A 24,190-nucleotide genomic window follows, 5' to 3' on the forward strand; every position below is an offset into this window, starting at 1 on the left:
CCTTTTATGTCGTAAAGTGTTAGATTATTTTATCGACGCAGCACCAAGTAGGACATTTGTCCGCAATGACCAATTTAACTCTAGTTTTGAGAGAATATGAACGATATAAACGCACTCGCCTCAATAGGGTTGAGCACCTTCTTACAAGAACTTGGTAAAAGAACATTACCTGCCATTTCATTTGAACAAGGTGATGTTTTACTAAGGCAAGGACAGAAGATTGAGCACTTGTATTGGGTTGAGTTAGGTGAGTTTGGTTTAGATTACATAGCCGAAAACGGAAGAACCTACAGTTTGGGTCGCCACTTTGTCTCCCAGCACCTTTTTGGTGAAGTTGAATACCTGAGTAAGCAAATGTGCCAGTTTAATGTGGTCGCTAGTGAGTCAGTGAAAGCTTTTGTTCTTCCTGTGAATGTATTTACATCGATTCTTTCTGATAATCCGCAAGTATCATGGTGGTTGAGCCAATCTTTGGCTTGTCGGTACCAAGAGGGGATGAGCTTGACGATGAAGCGGTTTTTACATCCGTTGATCTATAATATCGCTTGGGATATTAAGCAGAGAGAGCAAGGGTTAGCAGAGCCTGTTAACTTTGATCTAGTGTGTAAAGAAGCGCACAGGTTTGGTTGTTCAGAGAGAGTGTATCGCCGAGTGCTAAAGCAGCTAATTGATATGGATCTGCTTGTAAAGCAAGGTGGACTGGTCGCAATCAGAGATCCCCAAGCGTTAGACGATTTTCTTACGAATTAATTTTGGTGATCGCTGTGAATGAAAAAGGCCAACTATCAAATGATAGTTGGCCTTTTTATTAGCTTATTTGACGGAAGTTAAACGGCTACTGAACTTGGCAGTTTAAGCAAAAAGCGTATTGCCCTTTAGGGTCGTTAAAGCTATCAAGCAAAGATATGTCTGTCGCGACTTGATTCATCATTGGTTGCCATGATGCCGGAAATAGGCTCGAAGAGAACAGACTGCTCATATCAATATCGAATCGAACAGAGACCTGATTCATCATCTCTTGGAAGAATTTCTGAGCAGGTGATAGCGGTTCTTCAACCCAGTAGACGTTGTAGTTTTCTAGCTCCGCAAGTTCTGCTGCTAAATTGATGGCATCATCAAAATCGCCCATCTTATCAACAAGACCGTGCGCCAATGCATCTTGTCCTGTCCAGACTCGGCCTTCAGCAATGGATTCCATTGTCTCTAGCGAGATATCACGGTTAGCACTTACTAGACCAACAAAGCGGTTATAGCCATGTTCAATACCAAGCTGGAAGGCATCAGAGGCGCCTTGTGACATACCAGTGGTGACGCCAACACCAGAGAATGGTGAAGTACCGATTCCATCGCTGTATACGCCTAGGTTATTCAACCCTTTTTCAAAGGTAGTGATCACACTGAAAATACCAATTGAACCAGTTAATGTAGTGGGTTGTGCAACTATCTTGTCTGCGCTCATTGAGATCCAGTAACCGCCTGATGCCGCAAGGCTCGACATAGAAACAACCACAGGTTTGTTTGCAGCTCGTAGTGCGTCTATTTCGTTACGAATAACTTCGGAAGCAAAAGCGCTTCCGCCTGGGCTATCGACACGTAACACCACGGCTTTTACCTTGCTGTCATTACGCGCTTGGCGAAGCAGGCTAGCGGTAGTATCACCACCAACGTTATTACGTGACTGTTTGCCATCCATGATCGCGCCACTAGCCACTACGACTGCGATATCATCGGATTCGAGATTAAATTGTGGAGACATGGTTGTACGATATTCGTAGTAGCCCATCGCTTGGTAACTGTCTTTGCCATCGCTTCCAAATACGTCAGCAAGTTCACTTCGAATCTGCTGTCTCGTTGCTAGTTCATCAACTAGCCCAAGCTGTAGAGAAAGTTCAGCCAAATTACCGTCGACTGCTTTAAGCTTTGCAAGGAACTCATCCATAGATGGGTTTAGAGCTTTCGCATCCATCTGGCGATTGTTTGCCACATCATCGACATATGCACCCCAAAGTTGCGTTAACCAACGAGCCGCAGACTCTTTTGCTTCGTCTGACATGTCATCTCGAATGAAAGGTTCAATGGCCGATTTGTAAGTACCCACTCTAAAGACATGCGTGTTGACATCAAACTTCTCTAGTAGTGTCTTGTAGTATAGAGAGTATGCACTGTAGCCCTTGAGTAGCACTGCACCATCGGGTGAGAGGAATATTTTGTCAGCGTAACTTGCAAGGTAATATTGGCTCTGATTATAAAACTCACCTGCCGCATAAATAGGTTTACCCGACGCTTTAAACTCATTCAATGCTTTAGCGATATATCGAAGTTTAGTGAGATTTGTCTCAGGGAGGTTACGCAGTGACAGCACTAACCCTTGAATTTGGTCGTCATTTTGCGCATGTCGAATCGTATCCACAATATCGAACAGAACGTTCTCTTTCGGCATGTCTTGACCAAAGATTGATCCGGTAATCGAATCCATTGGATTATTGTAGCTTCGCTGCTCAACGATAGGGCCAGAGAGATTTAGAACCAATGCCGATTGCTGTTTCACCTCAGGCGTCGGTGTATCGACACTTGTAAACAAAAAGTAAATAACAACAAGGCTGAGAATAAAAATTAGATTTGTTAACGCAAGGCGAATAAAGGTAATGAGTTTCCAAATACCTTTAAAAATCAAACCAATAAATTTGAATAGTTTTTTCATCGAGTCTTCACTGTAGTTGACCTAACAGAGTCCATGATGCTGTTTGAAGGGCTGATTCACATCCTACGCCATCTCAAATTAGCAAACAACCGCATGTTGTTATGGCATTGATAGAAAGTAATTAGGGTATTAGTAGAAAGTCATTAGGAGATAAGCAGGAAAATACCGAATGACAGTACTTAGTGTAGAGGTATTTCAAGTTCGATGTTGACGAGTGTTGCAAAAATGTAAACGGTTGTTTGATTTTCACTTGAAGTGTGAATATTCTGGTCAGACCACGAATAATAATAGATATAGTGATGTCAGCCATGTACTCAAACTTATTACAACCACTTGATCTGGGATTTACTCAATTGAGTAATCGCGTTTTGATGGGATCAATGCACACTGGGTTAGAAGAAGACAAACAAGGTCTGCATAAGCTTGCTGCTTTTTATGAAGAGCGTGCTAAGGGCGGTGTCGGGCTGATTGTAACTGGAGGCTTTTCGCCGAATCTACGTGGCCGATTGACGCCTTTCAGTGCAGAATTTAGTAAGCCTAAACATGCTCAATCACATAAAGTTGTAACCGAAGCAGTACACAAGCATGGCGGTAAAATTGCACTGCAATTGCTTCATGCTGGGCGCTACGCCATGCACCCGTTTGCTCAAAGTGCATCTGGAATGAAAGCCCCAATTGCGAAGTTCACTCCAAGTGAAATGAGCCCAAGGCAGATTAACAAGACCATTGATGCCTTTGCTAACAGCGCTGAACTGGCGCAACTTGCAGGCTATGACGGCATTGAGATCATGGGTTCTGAAGGTTATCTCATTAACCAATTTATTTGTAAACGCACCAATATGCGTTACGACGATTGGGGTGGTAGCTATGAAAAGCGTATGCGCTTTCCTTTAGAAATTGTCCGTAAAGTTCGTAAAGCGGTTGGTGACGATTTCATTATTATCTTTAGGCTGTCGATGCTCGATTTGGTTGAGCAGGGCAGTACGTTTGAAGACGTAGTGTTACTCGCGCAAAAACTCGAAGAAGCGGGCGTTACTATTATAAATACGGGTATCGGCTGGCATGAGGCGCGAGTCCCGACTATCGCAACACAAGTACCTCGTGGCGCATTTACTTGGGTGACAGAGAAAGTAAAACCGTATGTGAATATTCCGGTCGTAACTTGTAATAGAATTAATACCCCAGAGGAAGCGGAGAAAATCTTAAGCTCTGGTCAGGCCGATATGGTTTCTATGGCAAGACCATTTCTCGCAGACCCTGAATTTGTCATTAAAGCAGAGAAAGACCAAGCCCGGTTCATTAATACCTGTATTGGTTGTAACCAAGCGTGCCTCGACAACGTATTTAAAGGTAAGCGTGCAAGTTGTTTAGTGAACCCTCGTGCTTGTTATGAAACTGAAATCGTTGTTCAGCCTGCGACGACAAAGAAAAAAATAGCAGTCGTAGGTGCAGGGCCTGCTGGACTTTCATGCGCGACGACCTTAGCGCAGCGTGGACATGATGTGGATCTGATTGAGAAAAATGACCGTATCGGTGGCCAATTCCGGCTTGCTATGCAAATCCCAGGAAAAGAAGAATTTAGAGAGACGATTCGATATTTTGCCAATCAGATTGATGCAACAGGCGTTAATTTAATGCTGGATACTGAAGCGTCATTTGAGTGCTTGAAGGAGTACGATGAGGTTGTTATGGCCTCGGGTGTCGAACCTAGAAAAGTGAAAATTTCTGGTATTGATGACACGGATAAAGTGATTGATTATCAAACACTGATTCGTGAGAAAACCCCAGTGGGTGACAAAGTGGCGATTGTTGGTGCTGGTGGTATTGGCGTCGATATCGCAACGATGATCACTGAACCGGAAGACAATACACTTGACGACTGGCTTCATGAATGGGGTATCGATAAAGAGATCGGTCATTCTGGTGGCTTGTACCCTTATCCGCCTTCAGTGAGCGATAAAACCGTTTGGGTTCTGCAAAGGCGCCAAGGACGTGTTGGTAAAGGCCCTGGAAAAACAACGGGCTGGATTCATAAGCGAACGCTTGAGAAGCGAGGTGTGAATCTATTTGGTGGTGTCGAATATAAGAAAATTGACGACGAAGGTTTGCATATCGTGATGAAAGATAAGCCTCAACTGTTAGACGCTGACAAAATCGTGATTTGTGCAGGGCAGGAATCGGTTCGTCCATTTGAAGATAAATGGTCACAGCTCGGAGAGAAACTGCATGTCATTGGCGGTGCAGATCATGCTGGTGAATTGGATGCAGTACGAGCGATTAAGCAAGGCGTTGAATTAGCGATACGTTTGTAATTCAATATCGCTGATTTGCAAGCATAGCTGCGGCTGAGATTGAAAACTAAAATGGCGCATTGATTGAGAGACAATCGATGCGCCATTTTTACATCTACGTTAAACTTAAATTTTAAAGAATGACGGTTTTGTTTCCGTAAACAAAGACATGGTCGTTCAATACTTTGTTGAGTGCTTTGCTTAATACGTTCTTCTCTACGTCACGACCAGCACGAGCCATATCTTGTGCGCTAAAGTTGTGATCCACAGGGATAACGTCTTGTTTAATGATAGGGCCTTCATCGAGATCGTTAGTCACAAAGTGAGCGGTTGCCCCAATGATCTTTACACCACGCTCGTAGGCTTGCTGGTAAGGTTTTGCACCAATAAATGCCGGTAAAAAGCTGTGGTGGATATTGATTATTTTGTGGTTGAACTTCTCAACAAATCCTGGAGTAAGTACTCTCATGTATTTAGCCAGAACTAAGTAGTCAGCGTCATATTGCTCAATCACTTCGAGCACTTTTTCTTCATGCTCTTCTCGATTTAGCCCTACATGCGAAACAGCATGGTATGGAATGTCAAAACGCTCAGTCAGAGACTGCAAAGTATCGTAGTTCCCAACAACAGCTGCAATGTCGACATCCAAACTACCATCGTAATTCTTCATCAAAATATCACCCAAACAGTGCGACTCTTTGGTTACTAAGATGATAATGCGCTTGCGTGTTGAATTCACTAAGTTGCGCTTTGTTCCTTCAGGCAGTGCTTGGTCAAGGTCGGCTAGTAGAGTTTGGTCATTGAAATAACCTTCCAACTCAGTGCGCATAAAGAAGTGGCCACTGGTGTTATCAACAAATTCATTGTTATGAATAATATTGAGCTGATGCTTATAACAAATATTGGTGATTTTAGATATCAGCCCAGGTGCATCTTTGCAGTGGGTTAAGAGTGTTTTTTTTTCCATTTGTGTCTTGCTTCCATGAATTATTTTTTTGGGCTTAAAACTAATTTCAGGTTCCGTGAACGGTGACGTAACCCGCAATATACCTGCTATAATTAATCTATTATCGAGCATGTTTCAACAAAAGATCGTTGCCAAAATCAAGGTTTTTTCCTTTTGTTGTGGATTCTGTCGTAAGAAGTATCAAAGGTGCTGTCATATGGATAAAGAACTACTAGCGCGAAAATTGTATGTTGAGCGAGTGAATGCCCTTGTTGGCGATCATGAAATTGATGAAGCGATGTTAATTGAACTGTGGGAAAACAAAGCCTCACCAAGCGACGCAGCGAAAGCAATACTCAGTGAAGATAACGGATTTGATGGGCCAGCGTGGCTATCACGTTATTTAAATAGAAAGTAACCCATTTCACCTCGCCTTAAACCAAACACCTCCGGTGCGGGTCATAATCTGATTCGCGCCGGCTCACTAAAGCTGACATAATCTCTCCATCTCTTTTTTCTAGTCTTTTTACATGATCTTAAAAACTTTCTCTGCCGACGGTGCTCTGGGTAAAGCTATTCCTGGTTTTCAACCAAGGCAGCCTCAACTTGATATGGCACAAGCGGTTTATGACGCCATTGATAAGCAAAGCCAACTGGTTGTGGAAGCGGGTACCGGAACCGGTAAAACTTTCGCGTATCTCGTTCCGGCGTTGATGAGTGGCAAGAAAGTGATCATCAGTACCGGTTCTAAAAACCTTCAAGAGCAGCTCTTTCATCGCGATCTCCCATTAATGGTGGATGCGCTTGGTTTTTATGGTCAAGTGGCACTGTTAAAAGGGCGCTCAAATTATCTCTGTTTAGATCGGTTAAGCCGCCAAATGGTAGAGAGTCATACCAATACCGCAGATCCGACTTTACTGGCTCAGTTGATTAAAGTTCGTAGTTGGGTCTCTCAAACTAAAAGTGGTGATCTTGGTGATTGTGATGAAATCGCAGAAGATAGCCCAGTCATTCCGACCATCACATCCACCAATGACAACTGCCTTGGCAAAGAGTGCCCAAGCTTTACCGATTGCTTTGTTTTAAAAGCTAGAAAGCGAGCCATGGATTCCGATGTGGTCGTCGTCAACCACCATCTGTTTTTAGCCGATTTAGCCATTAAAGAGACGGGCTTTGGGGAGCTTATTCCTGAAGCGGATGTATTTATCTTCGATGAGGCTCACCAACTGCCAGATATTGCGAGCCAATATTTTGGTCAGTCAGTTTCAAGCAGGCAGGTACAAGAGCTCGCTAAAGATATTGAAATCGCTTACCGAACTGAAGCGAAAGATATGCGCCAGCTGCAAAAGGTGGGCGATAGCCTCATTCAATGCGCGATGGAGCTGCGTATTATATTGGGTGATGCCAACTTTCGCGGGAATTGGCGTGAAGCGGTGAGCTCTCCAGTGGTTGCGCGAGAGTTACGTCGACTACAGGATGCGCTTGATTTTGCTATCGAAGTGCTCAAACTTGCTCTAGGAAGAAGCCAATTATTGGATACCGCTTTTGAACGAGCGAATACAATCAAAGCCAGAATTGAGCGGGTATGTGATGTGTCTATCACTGGGTATTCCTATTGGTTTGATACCACGCCTCGTCATTTTACGCTTCATATCACACCGCTTTCGGTCGCCGATAAGTTCCATGAGCAGATTGAACTTAAACAAGGATCATGGATTTTTACCTCTGCAACGCTTGCTGTAAATGAGGACTTTGGTCACTTTACTGCTCGTTTAGGTTTGCAGCCAAAACAAAAGCTTGCCTTGCCAAGTCCGTTTGATTATCAAACTCAAGCTAGGCTCTGCGTACCTCGTTATCTACCTGAGCCAAACAGTCCGGGGATGGCAGATAAGCTCGTTGAAATGCTTGGTCCTGTGATTGAAGCAAACGGAGGGCGCTGCTTCTTCTTATGTACCTCTCACAGCATGATGCGAGAGCTAGGAGCGCGATTTAGAGAAACATTGTCTGTACCCGTCCTACTTCAAGGTGAAACCAGTAAACAGAAAACACTGGCGGAATTTATGGAGCTTGGGAATGCGTTACTTGTTGCCACAGGGGCATTCTGGGAAGGGATAGATGTTAGAGGTGACGCATTAAGCTGTGTTATCATCGATAAATTACCGTTTACTGCACCTGATGACCCATTATTGAAGGCTCGAATCGAAGATTGCCGATTAAAAGGCGGTGATCCTTTTGCTCAAGTTCAACTGCCCGATGCTGTTATTACGTTGAAGCAAGGGGTAGGTCGATTGATTCGAGATAATAGCGATCATGGGGCGTTGATCATTTGCGATAATCGCTTAGTGACCAAAGATTATGCGCGACTGTTTTTAGCCAGTTTGCCGCCTATTCCGAGAACTCGGGATTTAGATAGTGTTCAAGCTTTTCTCAAACAGCTTGAGCAATAAAAGTTAATCAGATTAATTAAAAAGATAGAGTTATCAATGACTGTAAAAATTCTTGCTTTAGATACCTCAACAGAGAACTGTTCTGTTGCCCTGACTGTTGGCGAACAAGTATTCGCACGAAGTGAAGTGGCACCGCGCGACCATACTAAGAAAATTTTACCGATGGTCGATGAGGTATTAAAAGAAGCAGGCTTATCGCTCGCTGACGTCGATGCATTGGCGTTTGGGCGTGGACCGGGTAGCTTTACGGGTGTTCGTATTGGCATTGGTATTGCACAAGGTTTAGGGTTTGGTGCAGATCTACCAATGATTGGTGTTTCAACATTGGCTGCAATGGCGGAAGGTAGTTACCGTAAGCTAGGTCATACCAAGGTTGCGTGTGCGATTGATGCACGAATGAGTGAGGTTTATTGGGGACGTTATAGTCGTCAAGAAAACGGCACTTGGATTGAGCTTGATGCTGAGTGTGTTATTCCACCAAGTGAGCTAGTGCCACAAATTGAAAAAGATGATTCAGTTTGGTACACAGCGGGTACCGGTTGGGCAGCTTACGAAGAAGCGTTAACTGCATTACCTTTAGAACGTGTAGAAATAGTGAGTGATGAAGGCACAGTTCTTTACCCAGAAGCGATTGATATTGCCTATTTGGCACAGTTTGAATGGGCTAATGATAATACGGTAGATGCAGAGCACGCGAGCCCTGTTTATCTGCGTGATAAGGTCACGTGGAAAAAATTACCAGGAAAAGAATAAACAACGAATTCTGTTACTGACAGTAATGAGTGAAATAAGGCTAGCTCGCTAGCCTTTCATTAAGGAAGAGTATGGTCTCAATCAACGGCTTACCTCCTTCGGTAGTCCCGAGCAATACTAAGACTAGCAAGGCGAGTAAAAAGAGTGAGGTAAAAAAAGGGCAAACTACGACATCAGTTGGTCAAACGACCCAAGTCGCGGATGCTGTTTCCAATTCTATTCGTCATGTTAACGAGTCCGATATTCATCGGGCGCAAGTTCAATATGACCTTCCTGAAGGGCAAGGCCGAAAAGCGATGCAAGAGTACCTTTCTGTCATGACTCAATCCAAACGTGATGAACTTGCTAAGCTTCTTGGTGTCGATATCTACATCTAATCCTTTATCGTTTTAGTTTGTTTAATTTGAACTCAGGTTAATTATCTAACTCTGACCGACCTCCTATGAAATAACGAGTGCCTTATGAATACGTCCTTATTAAAAGCGGCTTTAATGTCGATTTCCTTATTATTTATCAGCGCCTGTTCAACGCTCCCTGAATCTTTGGCTTCATCGGATGAAACCCTCGTTTCTGATTACGCAACGTGGGTCAATATCGATCCTGTAACAACACCTCAAGTACGCCTTGGCGGTGTGATTGCCAGTGTAACCAACCTAGCAGATAAAACGCGTATTGAAGTGGTGAATTTGCCAATCAGCTCATCAGGTAAACCCGATATTAATCAACAGCCCAACGGACGATTTGTTGGTTATGTCGACGGTTTCTTAGAACCTCTAGCTTATGGAAAAGGTCAGTTGATAAGTGTTCTTGGTCAAAGTAAAGGAACTGAGAAGATTATGGTTGGCGAATCAGAGCAAGTTGTGCCTGCTATGACAGTAAGCGGTCACCATCTGTGGAAGATTCAAGAGCGTGTGCAAATCAATGATGTCAGGGTCTACCCATACCCTTGTCGAAGCTTACATTGTCGTCAAGCCTACTTTGAGCCTACCGATGGTCGAGTCATTCAAGAAGTTAAATAATGCGTGGTAGTATGCGTAATAATACGATTTCTATCGCCAGTGGTGATATCGCGACTTTAGAGTTAGGGAACGCAGAAACAGCCCATACCACGGTGGTCTTTTTGCATGGCTGGCTAGACAACGCCGCTAGCTTCCACTCAATCCTTCCTAAACTGTCTCAGCTTGATGAGAGTCTGCATCTTTGTGCGATCGATCTGCCGGGTCATGGCTTGTCTAGTCACAAAGGAATTGGCTCATTTTATCCTTTTCATGACTATATTGACGATCTTCACCAGGTTTTGTCTACTTTATCGCCGAACAGGTTGGTATTAGTAGGACATTCACTTGGTGCATTAATCGCAAGTTGCTATAGTGCCGCGTTTCCTGAGCAAGTCGCAGGATTAGTTCAAATAGAAGGCTTTGGTCCATTAGCTGAATCGCCCGAAAAGAGTATTGATAGATTACGAAATGGAGTGCTTAGTCGTCAGCGACTTAGACGAAAACCAACTCGGGATTTGACTAGCATTGAAGAGATGGCAAGTCGTCGCGCAACGATTAATCATCTTGACGCCCATTTAATACAACCCGTTGTTGAGCGTGGAATGATGAGTCTTAACGGCATTTGGCAATGGCGGCATGATAGTCACCTGCAAAGTGACTCGTTATATCGAATGTCTTTGGAGCACGCTGAAGAAGTCATCAAAAGCATTGAATGCCCTCAATTGGTCATCTTAGGTGATAAAGGTTATGACCGATTAAAACCGTCATTGAGTCATTCAACGAAGTTGTGTGATGTCGTGACAATTAGCGGAGGCCATCATTGTCATCTGCAATCCCCTTCGGCTGTAACTGATCTGATATTTGGCGTGCTTAACAAAATTTAAACAAGTGTTTGAGTCTTTCGTGCTCATGCGCTTTGGCTGTGCTGTAATAGACGAATAATAATAATGGTCGAACCAGCCTGCCAATAACAAGGAGTAATACCGTGGAAAACCCTTGGCTCTCACGCTACCCAGAAGATGTACCTGAAACTATCAACCCTGATCAATACTTATCTTTGGTTGAAATGTTTGAACAATCGGTGCAAAAATTTGCCGATCAGCCTGCGTTTATGAATATGGGCTCGGTCATGACATATCGCAAATTGGAAGAGCGTAGTCGTGCTTTTTCTGCTTACTTACAAAATGAGTTGAAGCTTCAGAAAGGTGATCGTGTTGCGTTAATGATGCCGAACTTGCTTCAGTATCCTGTGGCACTGTTTGGTGTACTCAGAGCGGGTATGATTGCGGTGAATGTAAACCCGCTTTATACACCACGTGAGCTAGAGCATCAGTTAAATGATGCGGATGCAAAAGCCATTGTTATTGTTTCTAATTTTGCCAATACCCTAGAGCAAGTTGTTGATAACACGCCAGTTAAACATGTGGTCCTCACTAGTCTTGGTCAAATGCTTCCGCGAGCAAAAGGTACAGTTGTTGATTTCGTGGTTAAGTATGTGAAAGGAATGGTACCTAAATACAATTTGCCAGGTGCTATTTCAATGCGTAAGGCTTTGCATAAAGGCCGTAGGTTGCAATATGTTAAGCCGCACATGTCAGGCGATGATATCGCGTTCTTACAATACACTGGTGGCACAACAGGTGTTGCGAAAGGGGCGATTCTGACGCACCGCAATATGATTGCGAACGTGATGCAAGCAAAAGGCGCTTACGGACCTGTATTAACCGATGGGCGTGAACTTGTTGTAACAGCACTGCCGCTTTACCACATCTTTGCGTTGACGGTAAACTGTCTGCTCTTCTTAGAAGTTGGTGGCAGCAACTTATTGATCACTAACCCAAGAGATATTCCGGGCTTTATTAAAGAGTTACAGAAATACAAGTTCACCGCGATTACAGGGGTAAATACACTGTTTAACGCGTTAGTGAATAATGAAGACTTTAATGAACTCGATTTCAGTAATTTGCGCCTTTCTGTCGGTGGTGGCATGGCGGTACAACGAGTTGTTGCTGAAAAATGGAATAAAATCTCAGGTTGTTACTTACTTGAAGGCTACGGCCTAACCGAGTGTGCGCCACTGGTTTCAGCATACCCTTACGACCTTGTCGAATATAACGGTTCGATTGGCTTACCTGTACCTTCCACTGAAGTTCGAATTGTCGATGATGAAGGTAACCCACTAGCAAATACTGAAGTAGGTGAATTGCAAGTTCGCGGCCCGCAGGTGATGCAAGGTTACTGGCAGCGCCCTGAAGCAACCAAAGACGTGATAAATGCAGAAGGTTGGCTATCTACGGGTGACATCGTTAAATTTGATGATGAGGGTTTCTTGCATATCGTTGACCGTAAAAAAGACATGATTTTGGTTTCTGGCTTTAACGTTTATCCGAACGAGATTGAAGATGTGATTGCTTCTCACGGAAAAGTGTTAGAAGTTGCTGCAATTGGTCAGGCTCACGAAGTATCTGGTGAAATAGTGAAAATCTATGTTGTTAAACGTGACCCAAGCTTAACTAAAGAAGAAGTGATCGCTCACTGTCGCGAACAACTAACCGGCTACAAAGTGCCAAAATTGGTTGAGTTTAAAGAAGAGTTGCCAAAGACTAATGTAGGTAAAATTCTTCGCCGTGTGCTTCGAGAAGAAAATGATGCTCAAGTTGCACAGCGAGAAAGTGCGTAAGCTTTTCATCTTGATGTATGCAAATTAACAATGCAGAAACTCAATAGCATTTAGTGCTAGAATGCCGACATAAACGTCGGCATTTTATTTTTCATCCTTTAGGTCAACGGATCTAATCATCATTAGCGAGCATTTTGTGAACTATCAAATCATTACCCAAGCGTCCGATCTAGAGCGCGTCTGTCACCAAGCCAAGCAGTCTGATGTTGTGATGCTCGATACCGAGTTCGTACGAGTTCGTACTTTCTATCCGTTACTTGGCTTGATACAGCTGTTTGATGGAGAGAACTTATCTCTTATCGATCCGACAGTGTTTGATGATATGTCACCGTTTGTTGACTTATTGCAAGATACGTCAGTATTAAAAGTTCTACATGCGTGTGGTGAAGATCTAGAAGTTTTCCAAAATGCCTTTGGTTGTACGCCGTTTCCTATGGTCGATACTCAAATCATGGCGGCCTTTTTAGGTTACGGATTATCTACCGGCTTTGCTGCGCTAGTTAATGAATATATTGGTGTTGAGTTGGATAAAAGCGAGTCTCGCACTGACTGGATGGCACGTCCTTTAAGCGTGAAGCAATTAGAGTATGCCGCTGCTGATGTATTCTATTTAATGCCGCTGTATGAAAAGCTACTTGAGAAACTACAAGAAGCAGACTGGTGGGACGCTGCGTTGCAAGAGTCAGAGCTATTGGTTAGCAAACGAATTAAAAATATTGATGCCAATAACGTTTATCGCGATATTAAAGGTGCTTGGCAATTAAAGCCAAAGCAACTGGCGATTTTAAAGCCACTGGCAACATGGCGATATAAAGAAGCGATGAAGCGTGACTTAGCCTTGAACTTTGTATTTAAGGAAACCGACTTACTGCTTGTTGCTCGTGATGCGATTAAAAGCTCGCACCATATGGAGCAAGAAGGTATTGATAGCCGAGCAGTACGCCGTCATGGAAGCCGTATCATCGCTATGATTAAGTCTGCAGAGCAAACACCTGAAGATGAGTACCCAGAAGCCATCGATCGCTTAATGGATTACCCTGGGTATAAACAGCTATTTAAACTGCTAAAAGATGAAGTGAAACATGCGTCTTCAAAGTCGGGTCTTGCTACTGAATTTCTCGCTTCTAAAAAGCAACTTAATCAGCTTTTGACGTGGGTGTGGAAAAAAGATCGAAATCCAAGTGCGTTACCTGATGTTATGCAGGGGTGGCGTTTAGAATTGATGGGTGAAAAGCTAGATGATTTAGTGAAGTAGCTATCTCTGTCTCTGTTAAGGTTTTTTAGAGACTTAAATTGAATATCAAGAGTCAATCAGCATTGCTGTTTGGCTCTTTTTTATTTTTATACCTTCTTGCCTGCCACATATAAAAGACAAAAATTCACCGGTATATCCCCCGTCTTAATAAATATTTCTTGTCGTGATGACTAAAACTATTCGTTGTATTTAAGCTGAAATAACTCTTAAAGTTCGCGCACTTTCCGAAGGGCTGAACCGACGGGTTAATTCATCATAAAAGGATACTGCCATGCGCATTGCGGTTTTGTCACGCAACGAAAATTTGTACTCAACTCGTCGTTTGAAAGAAGCTGGCGAAGCGAGAGGTCATCAAGTCGATATCATCGATACTTTACAGTGTTACATGGATATCACTAGCAATAACCCTAAGGTTCGTTATATGGGCGAGGATCTACCTCACTATGATGCAGTTATCCCGCGAATTGGTGCTTCCATTACCTTTTACGGAACCGCAGTAGTCAGACAGTTTGAAATGATGAATGCGTTTTGCATTAATGACTCGACAGCGATTACCCGTTCGCGTGACAAGTTGTCTTCGTTACAACTGCTTTCACGAGAGGGCATCGGTCTACCAAGAACAGGCTTTGCAAGTAAGCCAGACAAGATCAAAGACGTGATCAAAAATGTTGGTGGTGCGCCGGTCGTGATCAAGCTACTCGAAGGTACTCAGGGTATTGGTGTTGTGTTAGCTGAGACCAATAAGGCGGCAGAAAGCATCATCGAAGCGTTCATGGGGTTGAAGGCCAACATTTTAGTTCAAGAGTTTATTCAAGAAGCAAAAGGCGCGGATATTCGCTGTTTTGTTGTTGGTGGAAAAGTTATTGCAGCCATGAAACGTCAAGCTGGCGAAGGTGAGTTCCGCTCAAATTTACACCGTGGTGGGACGGCGCAGCTAGTGACGCTAACAGATGAAGAAAATGCAACAGCGGTAAATGCCGCTAAAGTCATGGGACTTAATGTGTGCGGTGTCGATATTTTGCAATCGGCTCGCGGCCCTATGGTTATGGAGGTGAACTCTTCCCCTGGCCTTGAAGGGATTGAGTTAGCCACTGGTAAAGACGTAGCTGGTTTGATTTTCGATTTCATAGAAAAGAACTCTCAAGGTATAAATAACATGGATGATATGGCTTTGGGATATGAAGATTTTGAAAGTCGTGTTTTTCATAATGACGGTGATGTCTTTAATGGCGTTAATAGCGGCAAAAAGGAGGTGGCCTAATGGCTAAGAAGTTGATGATTGCTGGTGTTGAAATTTCTCCTGGAGAGAGAAAAAAAATCGAAATACCAGTAGCTAAACTCTATACCGATGCTGAGATGAGCCTTCCTATTCAAGTTATTCGTGCAAAAAAAGAAGGGCCGGTTGTGTTTGTCAGTGCGGCGGTACATGGTGACGAGATCAACGGTATCGAGATTATAAGCCGATTGATACAAGAGAACCTAAAGCTGCAAATAGGAACATTAATATTGGTGCCTATGGTAAATGTATATGGCGTACTCAACCAAAGTCGCTATATGCCAGATCGACGAGATCTAAACCGATGTTTCCCCGGGTCTAAGACGGGATCATTAGCTGGGCGATTAGCGTATACGTTTTTAAACAGCATTGTCACTCATTGCGACTATGGAATTGATTTGCATACAGGTGCTATTCATCGCTCTAATTTACCTCAAATTAGAGCGAATTTGGATGATGTAGAGACAAAACGCCTAGCTGAAGCATTTGCCGTGCCTGTGCTTCTTAATGCCAACATTCGTGATGGTTCGTTACGAGGGGCAGCGGTCTGCAATGACACTCGAGTCTTGCTTTATGAAGCAGGTGAAGCCCTTCGTTTTGATGAGCTGTCAATTCAAACTGGGGTGAAAGGAGTCATTCGAGTATTAAGAGCTCTTGGCATGATTCGTAAGAGAATGAGTAAAGTAAATATTGAACCGTTTGTCGCTAACCGCAGTGATTGGACAAGGGCTAATGCGAGTGGCTTTGTGAAAGAGTTTGTTGCACTAGGCTCGATGGTTGAGAAAGGGGATATTTTGGCAGATATTAATGGTCCGTTAGGTAATCATATTAGCCAAATAATATCGACACGTTCAGGGATCATTATTGGCAAACAAAATATCCCACTTGTTCAAGAAGGTGAAGCGATGTACCACATTGCGTATTTCGGGGATAGTGCTGACGATGTTTATGAGCATATTGAGATGATGCAAGATGCGATCGTAGCCATAGAGCCCGCAAGTTAGGCACTCTCGCCAACTCAATTCGTTGAACTAAGCGATTTATTTAGAAAGATAAGATAGAGGCAATTATGCCAGATACATTTAAGAAACGAATGATTATTGGAAATCTAGAGCTGTGCTCACTGCCCGATTTAGGTATCCGTGATTTAGAGGTACGTATTGATACCGGAGCGAAAACATCGTCGCTTCATGTGGACAATATCGAACGAATTGTTAAGGGGGGCAGATTGTATGTTCAATATGATCTTCACCCTGACGCCTATCAACTTGATGAAGTGGTACGTTGTGAGTCACTCGTTTATGACTCTAGACGCATTAAATCATCGAACGGTAAAGTAGAGCAGCGTGTTGTGATAGAAACAACGTTTCAGCTAGGGAATAAGTCCTGGCCTATTCAGCTTACACTGAGTAATCGAAATGATATGACGTATATGATGCTATTAGGGCGTGAAGCGATGGGCGATAAAGTGTATGTCGACCCAAGCCACACATTTTTGGTCGGGGAATAGTCGGAAAAATAACGCTCTAATCTCATTGGGGGAAAGAATGGAGCGTTATCAGTTTGAATGCGTGGAGCGCATCAAGTCAAAGATTGTTTATTTCATTACGCCACCTCGGTTACTTCGTCATCATTGGTCTCAAAATCGAACTCTGGCAGCGAAATATGAAACTTTGTCCGGCTATTTAGTGTGTGAAATGACTTTCGACCACGAGCTAGGTGGGTATATTTAACCCATGTATGCTCCAGTTTGGTTTTTGCTTTCATTGGGTGTTTTATGACTTTTAGAAAGTGTTTTTCCTCCGAGTTATCTGGTGTGATATCACCTATTTCCAATGCAAGCATTGTTTCTCCAAATGTCATTAAGATCTCACTCTCTAGGAGTGTGAAATCACCCGATTTAGCAAACCCGTGCGGAAATTTCACCATATCGTAGTAGCGTTTTTTGCCGTGGCGAAACTGAGTATCAAACATGCTAACCTCAAAAGAAGCAGAATAAATATTGAATGGAAAACCAACCGATGTGGCGCCGCTAGAGCTATTAACTCTCTGGGACAAGAATAGGACACAGAGGCTTGTCATAAAAACGAATAATTTTTATCGCAATGACAAAACATTTTTTGTTATTGATCAGTGTGTTGATATTGCTTAGCTAGTGACACCATAATATAACGGGGATTAATAACTAAACTCTCTGTTTCTAATCTCTTTGTTTCTAAAAGAATAAACGTTGCACCGGAATGGGCGTAAATAATGGACATAAAAGTATTTCAGACATTTTTAGAAGTCGCTAAAGAGAAGCACTTTGGAAGGGCTTCAGAAAACCTCTATATTACTCAAGCGGCGGTTAGTGCTCGTATCAAACAATTAGAAGAGTACTTTGATGTGCAGTTGTTCATTCGTCACCGTAACAATATTCAGCTGACATCTGCCGGACAGCGTCTATTGAGTTATGCGGAGACGATGGTGTCTACACTAAAGCAAGCGAGGTTTGAGTTATCTCTAGAGAGCAATAAAGTGATGCAGTTGACCATAGGCGGTACACCGAATATTTGGGATGCATATTTACAAAACTGTTTGAGTGTCGTGACTGGTGCTTTGCACGGGTACGGATTTATGGCTGAATCGCAAGGCCGTGAACAGCTACATCGTAACTTGCTTGACCATTCGCTTGATATTGCTTTCTCATTTGATCCATTCAAGCTTGATGAGTTTATTAGTGAGCAAATAGCCGATTTGACCCTCGTACTAGTATCGACTGAGCCAGTATCGGTTGAAACTGCTTTTGATAGTAAATATGTTTATATCGATTGGGGGACGCTCTTTACTTTTGAACATGCGGATCGGCACCCGAATATACCGGCACCGTATTTAAGAACATCGACAGGTCGAATAGCGTTAGATTTTATTTTGGAGAAGGGTGGTTGTGCGTATTTACCATACTCTCTGGCTGAACCATTTATAGAGGCTGAACAGCTGTATAAAGTGGATGGTGCGGAGCAGTGGTCTAGGGCTATATATATTAGTTACCGCAAAAATAGTCATGCGACAAACTCGATTGAAAAGGTGAAATCGTTGGTGGGAACCATCGAGCCAGCAGGATCATACTTAGTTCAACAGGTGAGTGAAGGAATGGACTAAAGCAGAATCAAAAAGACATAGCTTCCTTTATCCAACGACACTAAATACAACAAAGCCTCTCACGTTATTAATCTAGGTTAATAACGTGAGAGGCTTTTTGAGTATTTAACACTTAGCTCCAGCTACGTGAAATCGCCAAGTAATAAACGGCTATTTCTCTTCGTCTGGCAGAGTGACATTCAGTTCTAGAACAGAGATATCATCATCTTTATGCTCAAAGCTAAGATCAACCATTGATGGGTCAACTTCCACATATTTAGCGATGACTTTCAAAATGTCTTCTTTTAACTGTGGCAAGTAAGAAGGCGCAGGATCATTATGGCTGCGTCGCTCTGCAACGATGATCTGTAAGCGTTCTTTCGCTAAGTTCGCTGAGTTTTTTTTCTGTGGGCGGAAAAATTCAATTAATGACATAGTGTTAACCTCCGAATAATCGCTTAAAGATTCCTTTCTTTTGCTCGACTAAAAAGCGGAAGTCCACTTTTTCACCGAGTAAGCGCTCTACCGTATCATTGTAGGCACAACCCGCATCTGACTCATCATCAAAGATAACTGGAACACCTTTGTTTGATGCGTTCAATACTGCTTGGCTTTCTGGGATAACACCTAGAAGTGGGATGTGCAGGATCTCTTCTACGTCTTCCACACTTAGCATTTCACCCTGTGTTACACGAGCAGGATTGTAGCGTGTTAATAATAGGTGCTGCTTAACAGGAGGCAGGTTTTCTTCTGCACGTCGAGACTTAGAGTCTAAAATGCCAAGAATACGGTCTGAATCACGAACCGATGAGACTTCTGGGTTGGTGGTAACAATAGCTTCATCAGCGAAGTACAACGCCATTAGCGCACCTTGCTCGATACCAGCCGGCGAATCACAGATGATGAAATCAAAACCCATTTCATCTAGGTCATCGAAAACACGACGCACGCCATCTTTTGTTAGCGCGTCTTTATCACGCGTTTGAGAAGCCGGTAAGATGAATAGGTTCTCTGTACGCTTATCTTTAATCAGTGCTTGGTTTAATGTGGCTTCACCATTGATCACGTTTACAAAGTCGTAAACGACGCGGCGTTCACAGCCCATAATAAGATCGAGGTTTCTCAAGCCAATATCGAAATCGATAACAGCAGTCTTTTGTCCTTTGAGTGCCAGTCCTGATGCGATGGCTGCGCTTGAGGTTGTTTTACCAACGCCGCCTTTACCTGACGTGACTACAATAATTCGAGCCATGGTTATTCCTTATTATTTATATAGTTAGAGTTTCAAGCTTTAAAGAATCATCATCCATGCTTATCATGACTTTCTTTTGCCAAAACGTCTCTTCAATTTTATCGCTTAACCAATAATTCCCTGAGATAGAAATAAGCTCTGCTTGTAAGTCGTTACAGAAAATACTGGCTTGTTTTTGACCACTAGCGCCCGCTATTGCACGGCCTCTTAGTGTGCCATGAATATGGATAGAACCATCGGCAATGACTTCTGCGCCCGCACTTACATGGTTTAGTATCACCAGATCACCGTCTTTGGCATAGACTTGCTGCCCAGAACGAACTGGCGTGCGAATAACTTTGGTTGGTGCCATTTCGGCAGGGGCTTGCTTGCGTGTGTTGGTTGCAGACATAACGGCAAAACCGGCTTCAGATGCTAGGTTTTGAAGGCGCTTATCTTTACACCCTGTAATTCCAACTGGAATCATACCAATCTGCTCAATACCATTTTTTAGTGTCGCAAAGTCAATGTCGCCTTCAACTTTAGCAACATTAATGACCACTGGAGCAGAGGTAAAAAACGCAGGTGCTTGCGCAACTTTTTCTTTAAGAAATGTAACAGATTTGGTGACTTCACTATCAGAAAGGTGTAACACTGACAAAGTGAAGCTGCTGCCTTTTAAGTCGGGAGTATTTGACATTTTATTTGCGGCCTTTACTGCAAGGGCGTTGCCGGAAGCTAGGGATATCATGTTATATTCCATAACTAGCAACGGCAAGCGCTGTAGCTGTTAATTTTCAAAACTTTAACGTTATTTTTCTGAATGACTCAACATTTAATCAAAAGGCGACTTATGCTTTGTTCTATATATAAAAGTTCTAAGAAAGAAGGGACTTACCTGTACATTCCGAAGAAGGACGATTTTTCACAAGTTCCTGACACCTTGATGCAAATGTTCGGTAAACCTATATTCGTGATGGTGATTAAATTAGATAAACATAATCTTGCTCAGGTGAATAAAGAAGTTGTGATTCAATCTTTGGCTGATGAAGGATTTTTCTTACAGTTACCGCCACGACAAGAGAACTTGTTAGAAGAGTATAAAGAACGAAAAGCTCAACAAAAATAGTCGAGATAATTGCTCAAGGAGGGCAGTTTGAAAAAATTTCTGTCAGTAATATTAGGTTTAGGTCTGTCTTGTTCAGCGTTTGCAAATGAGGCGAGCTTTGAAGAATACGTCGAAGGATTAAAGAAACAAGCGGTCGAGCAGGGGGTTTCTCAAGCAATAGTTGATCAAGCTTTTGAAAACGTCACCTACAGACCAAGAGCGGTCAGTTCGGACAGAAACCAGCCAGAGAAAAAACTCACGTTGGATGAGTATATTCCCCGTGCAGTTCCTGACTGGAAAGTGAAACAGGCTAAAGACTTATACAACAAGCATTATGCCGAGTTGAAACGCATTAGTGATAAGTATGGCGTGCAACCTCAATACATTGTTGCTTTGTGGGGGGTCGAAAGTAACTTCGGTGCCTTAACTGGCGGCTATAGTGTGATTGATGCATTATCAACGCTTGCGTATGAAGGGCGCCGAGAAGAGTTCTTCCGTAAAGAAGCGATGGCCGCATTAACTATATTAGATGCAGGGCACATTACAGCGAATGCAATGAAAGGCTCTTGGGCTGGAGCGATGGGTCAGCCTCAATTTATGCCTAGTTCATTTTTAGCCTACGCTGCAGATGGTAATGGCGATGGTAAAAAAGATATCTGGAATACTAAAGCGGATGTTTTTGCTTCAGCTGCTAACTACTTGAGCCAATCTGGTTGGGACGATACCTATACTTGGGGACGCCAAGTTCAGGTGCCTGAATCGGTGGATGTTGAAATGCAAGGCCGCGATGCGGAGAAGGGAAAATACCTTCAGCAATGGGGTGAGCTTGGAATTACCCGCTATGATGGTCGCCCATTACCAAAGCTTGATGAAGATATTAAAGCATGGCTCATCATGCCTGATGATCACCATGGCAGAACCTACCTTGTTTACAACAATTATAATGTGTTAATGAAGTGGAATCGCTCGTACTACTTTGCATTGGCTGTGAGTCATTTAGCTGATCGCATTAAGTATTAAGCGAACTTTCCGATACACGACATAGACAAATACTAAAAAGGCTCCTGTTCTAGGAGCCTTTTTATTTAATCAGGAATTGAATCTATTTCTTAGTATGGAACTGCTCACACGCCATCATCGTATTTTCAATTAGGCTAGCCACAGTCATTGGGCCGACACCGCCAGGTACTGGAGTAATGAAGCTGGCTTTTTCTTTGGCGACATCGTATTCAACATCGCCAACGAGTTTTCCTGACTCTAAACGGTTGATACCCACATCGACCACGATAGCACCTTCTTTAATCCACGCTCCAGGAATGAAGTTTGGTTTACCTACCGCAACGACAACTATGTCAGCTTGGCGTACGTGACCTTCAAGATCTTTGGTAAAGCGGTGACACGTTGTTGTGGTACAGGCTGCTAGCAGAAGCTCAAGTGTCATTGGGCGACCAACAATATTTGAAGCACCAACAACAACAGCGTGTTTGCCACGAAGATCGATATTGTAGCGGTCGAGTAACGTGATTATGCCCTTAGGCGTACATGAACGTAACTTTGGCATACGCTGAGCAAGTCGGCCTACATTATATGGGTGGAAACCATCAACGTCTTTTTCTGGAATGATACTCTCTAGCACGTGTGTTGTATCGATACCTGCTGGAAGAGGAAGCTGAACGAGGATACCGTCAATCTCAGGGTCTTCATTAAGCTTGCCTACAAGCTCAAGCAGTTCACTTTCTGAAGCTGTAGCAGGTAAGTCGAAAGATTTAGACACAAAGCCGACTTCTTCACATGCACGACGTTTACTTCCTACATATACATGAGAGGCTGGATCTTCACCAACGAGTACTACAGCGAGCCCTGGCGCTCTTAAACCAGCGTTAACTCTTGCTTTTACTCGAGCAGCAACTTCTGAGCGTACGGTTTGAGAAATAAGTGTGCCGTCTATATTTTGAGCAGTCATGACGTTCCTTGATTAGGATGGTTAATACTTATAAAACTATTGTCGCAGAATTTGTTAATAAACTCCATAAGCAAACGTTTGCGTCGGCGTTGGGTTGTAGGAATAATAGTCGCATGACTCTTTTTTAGGCACTTGAACAACAAAGTAAGATAAACCCGTTGCTTTACTCAATCCAATTCGTATAATCCTTTCCTGTAGCGCGCCCTTAGCTCAGCTGGATAGAGCACGTCCCTTCTAAGGATGTGGTCAGAGGTTCGAATCCTCTAGGGCGTGCCATATTCGATAAGGCGCTAGCAGTTAGTAACTGCTAGCGCCTTTTTCATTTCTGGCGTTTATAGTCAAGTAACTAGTCAAGTAACGATGAACCTATAACGAACGTTACGAACCATGATGAAACACATAGTGTTACATAGAATGATCTGAGATTGATTTTAACTCAATTTAGATTATTTCGTGGTTGCTCAATATTAAGGTTGATATCATCAATTTCGATTACACTTTAGAAATCTTAGACTGCCTTTCTTTTAAAAAACGACATTTAAAGCCAAAGAAAATTTCAGGCCAGGACTGCTAGGCTGCTTTGTCGTGTTTGTCCAGTTTTTCAATCTAAAAATAGTGGGTGATACTAAGATATTTGACTATGTACTGACTAGGGCTGCCTTTGAATGTTTGTTTTTTGTGCGATAAAATAGCACCAAAGACAAACATAGCCATTTTAGGGATTAGAGCCATCCTGGAGCTAATTACTGTAGGTTATGAGAGGTACATTATGCATGATCAATTTACTTAATATTAATGAAGTAATTAGCGTTTTAGGTATCAGTCGAACAACTTTTTGGCGCCTTCGCCAAAACCCGACATTTCCAAGGACGATTTTTGTCTCACCAGGCTGCCCGCGTTGGATTGAGCACGAACTCCTACACTTTGTTAAAAATAATAAGTTAAGTTAAACGCGTGAAAACGCAGCATAAATCAAGTTAGCCGCAAGGCTAGCTTGATCATCAGAAGATGAAACCTCAGATTCAATCCCCTCCCTGCTTATATAGAATAAACAACCCTACAGCTAAACCTTTCGCTTTGGCTCAAAGCTCCACTTCTACCTACGTGTTCAAACTAGGAGATTATCGTTTTGAAAGTACAACACTTCGATATTTAGTCCAAAAAGTTATTTCAGTTAACAAGGTCAATATATTTCAAATTATACGTTTTATGACCTTGTTCTTTAGTTTAAAACTGATGCGTGTTTTTGATTTCCTCTGGTTATGCTAATCATGGCCGTTCCTATAAGAAGAAATATTAAGACGTATAGAGCAAACCATCAGCTAATTAGGCTGGAGATCTCACAAAAACAATGAAATCTATAAAAGATATGGATTTCTTTGAGAAAAGTTGATCGCATATGAATACATGTACACTTAATT

Annotated in this window: 23 protein-coding genes, 1 tRNA gene and 1 pseudogene; 18 read left to right on the forward strand and 7 right to left on the reverse strand. The window is 42.8% G+C overall.

What is annotated here, in order from left to right:
* Nucleotides 1-96 precede the first annotated feature (96 nt).
* Nucleotides 97-750, forward strand: coding sequence for a Crp/Fnr family transcriptional regulator (locus L4D20_RS09780; protein WP_428801393.1), 654 nt, complete (start codon nucleotides 97-99; stop codon nucleotides 748-750).
* 85 nt (nucleotides 751-835) lie between these two features.
* On the opposite strand, the gene sppA is transcribed toward L4D20_RS09780, so the two are convergent.
* Nucleotides 836-2,701, reverse strand: a complete 1,866-nt coding sequence (gene sppA, locus L4D20_RS09785) for a signal peptide peptidase SppA (RefSeq protein WP_428801394.1) — start codon at nucleotides 2,699-2,701, stop codon at nucleotides 836-838.
* Between the two features lie 299 nt (nucleotides 2,702-3,000).
* Here sppA and L4D20_RS09790 point away from each other — a divergent pair, with 299 nt between their 5' ends.
* On the forward strand, nucleotides 3,001-5,013 hold the full coding sequence (locus L4D20_RS09790) for a 2,4-dienoyl-CoA reductase FMN-binding domain-containing protein (RefSeq protein ID WP_428801395.1): 2,013 nt from the start codon (nucleotides 3,001-3,003) through the stop codon (nucleotides 5,011-5,013).
* A gap of 112 nt (nucleotides 5,014-5,125) precedes the next feature.
* Here L4D20_RS09790 and purU read toward each other — a convergent pair whose 3' ends face one another.
* Nucleotides 5,126-5,959, reverse strand: coding sequence for a formyltetrahydrofolate deformylase (gene purU, locus L4D20_RS09795; protein WP_428801396.1), 834 nt, complete (start codon nucleotides 5,957-5,959; stop codon nucleotides 5,126-5,128).
* Nucleotides 5,960-6,155: 196 nt separating this feature from the next.
* Between purU and L4D20_RS09800 the strand changes: the two genes are divergently transcribed.
* The 11 genes and pseudogenes from L4D20_RS09800 (at nucleotide 6,156) to L4D20_RS09850 (ending at nucleotide 16,857) form a co-directional block, all read left to right on the forward strand.
* Nucleotides 6,156-6,356, forward strand: a complete 201-nt coding sequence (locus L4D20_RS09800) for a hypothetical protein (RefSeq protein WP_428801397.1) — start codon at nucleotides 6,156-6,158, stop codon at nucleotides 6,354-6,356.
* Between the two features lie 112 nt (nucleotides 6,357-6,468).
* A complete protein-coding gene (yoaA, locus tag L4D20_RS09805) occupies nucleotides 6,469-8,385 on the forward strand; it encodes a DNA repair helicase YoaA (protein ID WP_428801398.1) in 1,917 nt (638 codons plus the stop codon).
* A gap of 36 nt (nucleotides 8,386-8,421) precedes the next feature.
* Nucleotides 8,422-9,138 carry a tRNA (adenosine(37)-N6)-threonylcarbamoyltransferase complex dimerization subunit type 1 TsaB gene (tsaB, locus tag L4D20_RS09810; RefSeq protein WP_428801399.1) on the forward strand — a complete coding sequence of 239 codons (717 nt, stop codon included), beginning with the start codon at nucleotides 8,422-8,424 and terminating at the stop codon, nucleotides 9,136-9,138.
* A 71-nt stretch (nucleotides 9,139-9,209) separates the two neighbouring features.
* On the forward strand, nucleotides 9,210-9,515 hold the full coding sequence (locus tag L4D20_RS09815; RefSeq protein ID WP_428801400.1) for a chromosome partitioning protein ParA: 306 nt from the start codon (nucleotides 9,210-9,212) through the stop codon (nucleotides 9,513-9,515).
* Nucleotides 9,516-9,599: 84 nt separating this feature from the next.
* The gene (locus L4D20_RS09820) at nucleotides 9,600-10,157 is read left to right on the forward strand and encodes a Slp family lipoprotein (protein ID WP_428801401.1); all 558 of its coding nucleotides are present in this window, start codon (nucleotides 9,600-9,602) and stop codon (nucleotides 10,155-10,157) included.
* Between the two features lie 11 nt (nucleotides 10,158-10,168).
* Nucleotides 10,169-11,020 (forward strand): alpha/beta fold hydrolase, encoded by an 852-nt coding sequence (locus L4D20_RS09825; protein WP_428801730.1) that lies wholly within the window; start codon nucleotides 10,169-10,171, stop codon nucleotides 11,018-11,020.
* 101 nt (nucleotides 11,021-11,121) lie between these two features.
* Nucleotides 11,122-12,816, forward strand: coding sequence for a long-chain-fatty-acid--CoA ligase FadD (gene fadD, locus L4D20_RS09830; RefSeq protein ID WP_428801402.1), 1,695 nt, complete (start codon nucleotides 11,122-11,124; stop codon nucleotides 12,814-12,816).
* A gap of 136 nt (nucleotides 12,817-12,952) precedes the next feature.
* Nucleotides 12,953-14,071 carry a ribonuclease D gene (gene rnd, locus L4D20_RS09835; RefSeq protein WP_428801403.1) on the forward strand — a complete coding sequence of 373 codons (1,119 nt, stop codon included), beginning with the start codon at nucleotides 12,953-12,955 and terminating at the stop codon, nucleotides 14,069-14,071.
* 271 nt (nucleotides 14,072-14,342) lie between these two features.
* Nucleotides 14,343-15,215 (forward strand): annotated as a pseudogene (rimK, locus tag L4D20_RS09840) (30S ribosomal protein S6--L-glutamate ligase); the annotation flags it as partial.
* 116 nt (nucleotides 15,216-15,331) lie between these two features.
* Nucleotides 15,332-16,351, forward strand: a complete 1,020-nt coding sequence (locus tag L4D20_RS09845; protein ID WP_428801404.1) for a succinylglutamate desuccinylase/aspartoacylase family protein — start codon at nucleotides 15,332-15,334, stop codon at nucleotides 16,349-16,351.
* 65 nt (nucleotides 16,352-16,416) lie between these two features.
* Complete coding sequence (locus L4D20_RS09850) at nucleotides 16,417-16,857, forward strand: ATP-dependent zinc protease family protein (RefSeq protein ID WP_428801405.1); 441 nt, start codon at nucleotides 16,417-16,419, stop codon at nucleotides 16,855-16,857.
* Between the two features lie 95 nt (nucleotides 16,858-16,952).
* On the opposite strand, the gene L4D20_RS09855 is transcribed toward L4D20_RS09850, so the two are convergent.
* Entirely contained in the window at nucleotides 16,953-17,321 is a 369-nt protein-coding gene (locus L4D20_RS09855) for a MaoP family protein (protein ID WP_428801406.1), read from the reverse strand.
* A 279-nt stretch (nucleotides 17,322-17,600) separates the two neighbouring features.
* On the opposite strand from L4D20_RS09855, the gene L4D20_RS09860 reads away from it, so the two are divergent.
* On the forward strand, nucleotides 17,601-18,488 hold the full coding sequence (locus tag L4D20_RS09860) for a LysR family transcriptional regulator (protein ID WP_428801407.1): 888 nt from the start codon (nucleotides 17,601-17,603) through the stop codon (nucleotides 18,486-18,488).
* Between the two features lie 150 nt (nucleotides 18,489-18,638).
* Here the strand turns inward: L4D20_RS09860 and minE are convergent, their stop codons facing one another.
* From minE to minC, 3 genes are read right to left on the reverse strand one after another with little or no spacing between them, the layout of a single operon-like run.
* Nucleotides 18,639-18,902 carry a cell division topological specificity factor MinE gene (gene minE, locus L4D20_RS09865; protein ID WP_428801408.1) on the reverse strand — a complete coding sequence of 88 codons (264 nt, stop codon included), beginning with the start codon at nucleotides 18,900-18,902 and terminating at the stop codon, nucleotides 18,639-18,641.
* 4 nt (nucleotides 18,903-18,906) lie between these two features.
* Nucleotides 18,907-19,719 carry a septum site-determining protein MinD gene (gene minD / locus L4D20_RS09870; protein WP_428801409.1) on the reverse strand — a complete coding sequence of 271 codons (813 nt, stop codon included), beginning with the start codon at nucleotides 19,717-19,719 and terminating at the stop codon, nucleotides 18,907-18,909.
* A 16-nt stretch (nucleotides 19,720-19,735) separates the two neighbouring features.
* Nucleotides 19,736-20,398 carry a septum site-determining protein MinC gene (minC, locus tag L4D20_RS09875; RefSeq protein WP_428801731.1) on the reverse strand — a complete coding sequence of 221 codons (663 nt, stop codon included), beginning with the start codon at nucleotides 20,396-20,398 and terminating at the stop codon, nucleotides 19,736-19,738.
* 153 nt (nucleotides 20,399-20,551) lie between these two features.
* Here minC and L4D20_RS09880 point away from each other — a divergent pair, with 153 nt between their 5' ends.
* Both L4D20_RS09880 and L4D20_RS09885 read left to right on the forward strand, forming a co-directional pair.
* Nucleotides 20,552-20,827 (forward strand): YcgL domain-containing protein, encoded by a 276-nt coding sequence (locus tag L4D20_RS09880; protein WP_428801410.1) that lies wholly within the window; start codon nucleotides 20,552-20,554, stop codon nucleotides 20,825-20,827.
* A gap of 27 nt (nucleotides 20,828-20,854) precedes the next feature.
* Nucleotides 20,855-21,826: a lytic murein transglycosylase gene (locus L4D20_RS09885; RefSeq protein ID WP_428801411.1), complete on the forward strand. Its 972-nt coding sequence runs from the start codon at nucleotides 20,855-20,857 to the stop codon at nucleotides 21,824-21,826.
* A gap of 82 nt (nucleotides 21,827-21,908) precedes the next feature.
* On the opposite strand, the gene folD is transcribed toward L4D20_RS09885, so the two are convergent.
* Nucleotides 21,909-22,769 carry a bifunctional methylenetetrahydrofolate dehydrogenase/methenyltetrahydrofolate cyclohydrolase FolD gene (gene folD, locus L4D20_RS09890; protein WP_428801412.1) on the reverse strand — a complete coding sequence of 287 codons (861 nt, stop codon included), beginning with the start codon at nucleotides 22,767-22,769 and terminating at the stop codon, nucleotides 21,909-21,911.
* A 199-nt stretch (nucleotides 22,770-22,968) separates the two neighbouring features.
* On the opposite strand from folD, the gene L4D20_RS09895 reads away from it, so the two are divergent.
* Both L4D20_RS09895 and L4D20_RS09900 read left to right on the forward strand, forming a co-directional pair.
* Nucleotides 22,969-23,045: transfer RNA gene (locus L4D20_RS09895), tRNA-Arg, on the forward strand.
* 497 nt (nucleotides 23,046-23,542) lie between these two features.
* A complete protein-coding gene (locus tag L4D20_RS09900; protein ID WP_428801413.1) occupies nucleotides 23,543-23,719 on the forward strand; it encodes a helix-turn-helix transcriptional regulator in 177 nt (58 codons plus the stop codon).
* The last annotated feature ends 471 nt before the right edge of the window (nucleotides 23,720-24,190 follow it).

The sequence above is a fragment of the Vibrio kyushuensis genome (assembly GCF_050337325.1).
Classification (GTDB): domain Bacteria; phylum Pseudomonadota; class Gammaproteobacteria; order Enterobacterales; family Vibrionaceae; genus Vibrio; species Vibrio kyushuensis.

Excerpts from the sequence above, each read along its gene's own strand:
- minE (WP_428801408.1), bottom strand. The coding sequence starts at position 18,902 with ATGTCATTAATTGAATTTTTCCGCCCACAGAAAAAAAACTCAGCGAAC.
- minD (WP_428801409.1), bottom strand. The coding sequence starts at position 19,719 with ATGGCTCGAATTATTGTAGTCACGTCAGGTAAAGGCGGCGTTGGTAAA.
- L4D20_RS09845 (WP_428801404.1), top strand. The coding sequence starts at position 15,332 with ATGGCTAAGAAGTTGATGATTGCTGGTGTTGAAATTTCTCCTGGAGAG.
- L4D20_RS09815 (WP_428801400.1), top strand. The coding sequence starts at position 9,210 with ATGGTCTCAATCAACGGCTTACCTCCTTCGGTAGTCCCGAGCAATACT.
- L4D20_RS09900 (WP_428801413.1), top strand. The coding sequence starts at position 23,543 with ATGATCAATTTACTTAATATTAATGAAGTAATTAGCGTTTTAGGTATC.
- L4D20_RS09820 (WP_428801401.1), top strand. The coding sequence starts at position 9,600 with ATGAATACGTCCTTATTAAAAGCGGCTTTAATGTCGATTTCCTTATTA.
- L4D20_RS09855 (WP_428801406.1), bottom strand. The coding sequence starts at position 17,321 with ATGTTTGATACTCAGTTTCGCCACGGCAAAAAACGCTACTACGATATG.
- L4D20_RS09860 (WP_428801407.1), top strand. The coding sequence starts at position 17,601 with ATGGACATAAAAGTATTTCAGACATTTTTAGAAGTCGCTAAAGAGAAG.
- L4D20_RS09800 (WP_428801397.1), top strand. The coding sequence starts at position 6,156 with ATGGATAAAGAACTACTAGCGCGAAAATTGTATGTTGAGCGAGTGAAT.
- tsaB (WP_428801399.1), top strand. The coding sequence starts at position 8,422 with ATGACTGTAAAAATTCTTGCTTTAGATACCTCAACAGAGAACTGTTCT.
- L4D20_RS09825 (WP_428801730.1), top strand. The coding sequence starts at position 10,169 with ATGCGTAATAATACGATTTCTATCGCCAGTGGTGATATCGCGACTTTA.
- sppA (WP_428801394.1), bottom strand. The coding sequence starts at position 2,701 with ATGAAAAAACTATTCAAATTTATTGGTTTGATTTTTAAAGGTATTTGG.
- L4D20_RS09880 (WP_428801410.1), top strand. The coding sequence starts at position 20,552 with ATGCTTTGTTCTATATATAAAAGTTCTAAGAAAGAAGGGACTTACCTG.
- minC (WP_428801731.1), bottom strand. The coding sequence starts at position 20,398 with ATGTCAAATACTCCCGACTTAAAAGGCAGCAGCTTCACTTTGTCAGTG.
- L4D20_RS09850 (WP_428801405.1), top strand. The coding sequence starts at position 16,417 with ATGCCAGATACATTTAAGAAACGAATGATTATTGGAAATCTAGAGCTG.
- yoaA (WP_428801398.1), top strand. The coding sequence starts at position 6,469 with ATGATCTTAAAAACTTTCTCTGCCGACGGTGCTCTGGGTAAAGCTATT.
- L4D20_RS09790 (WP_428801395.1), top strand. The coding sequence starts at position 3,001 with ATGTCAGCCATGTACTCAAACTTATTACAACCACTTGATCTGGGATTT.
- purU (WP_428801396.1), bottom strand. The coding sequence starts at position 5,959 with ATGGAAAAAAAAACACTCTTAACCCACTGCAAAGATGCACCTGGGCTG.
- folD (WP_428801412.1), bottom strand. The coding sequence starts at position 22,769 with ATGACTGCTCAAAATATAGACGGCACACTTATTTCTCAAACCGTACGC.
- L4D20_RS09780 (WP_428801393.1), top strand. The coding sequence starts at position 97 with ATGAACGATATAAACGCACTCGCCTCAATAGGGTTGAGCACCTTCTTA.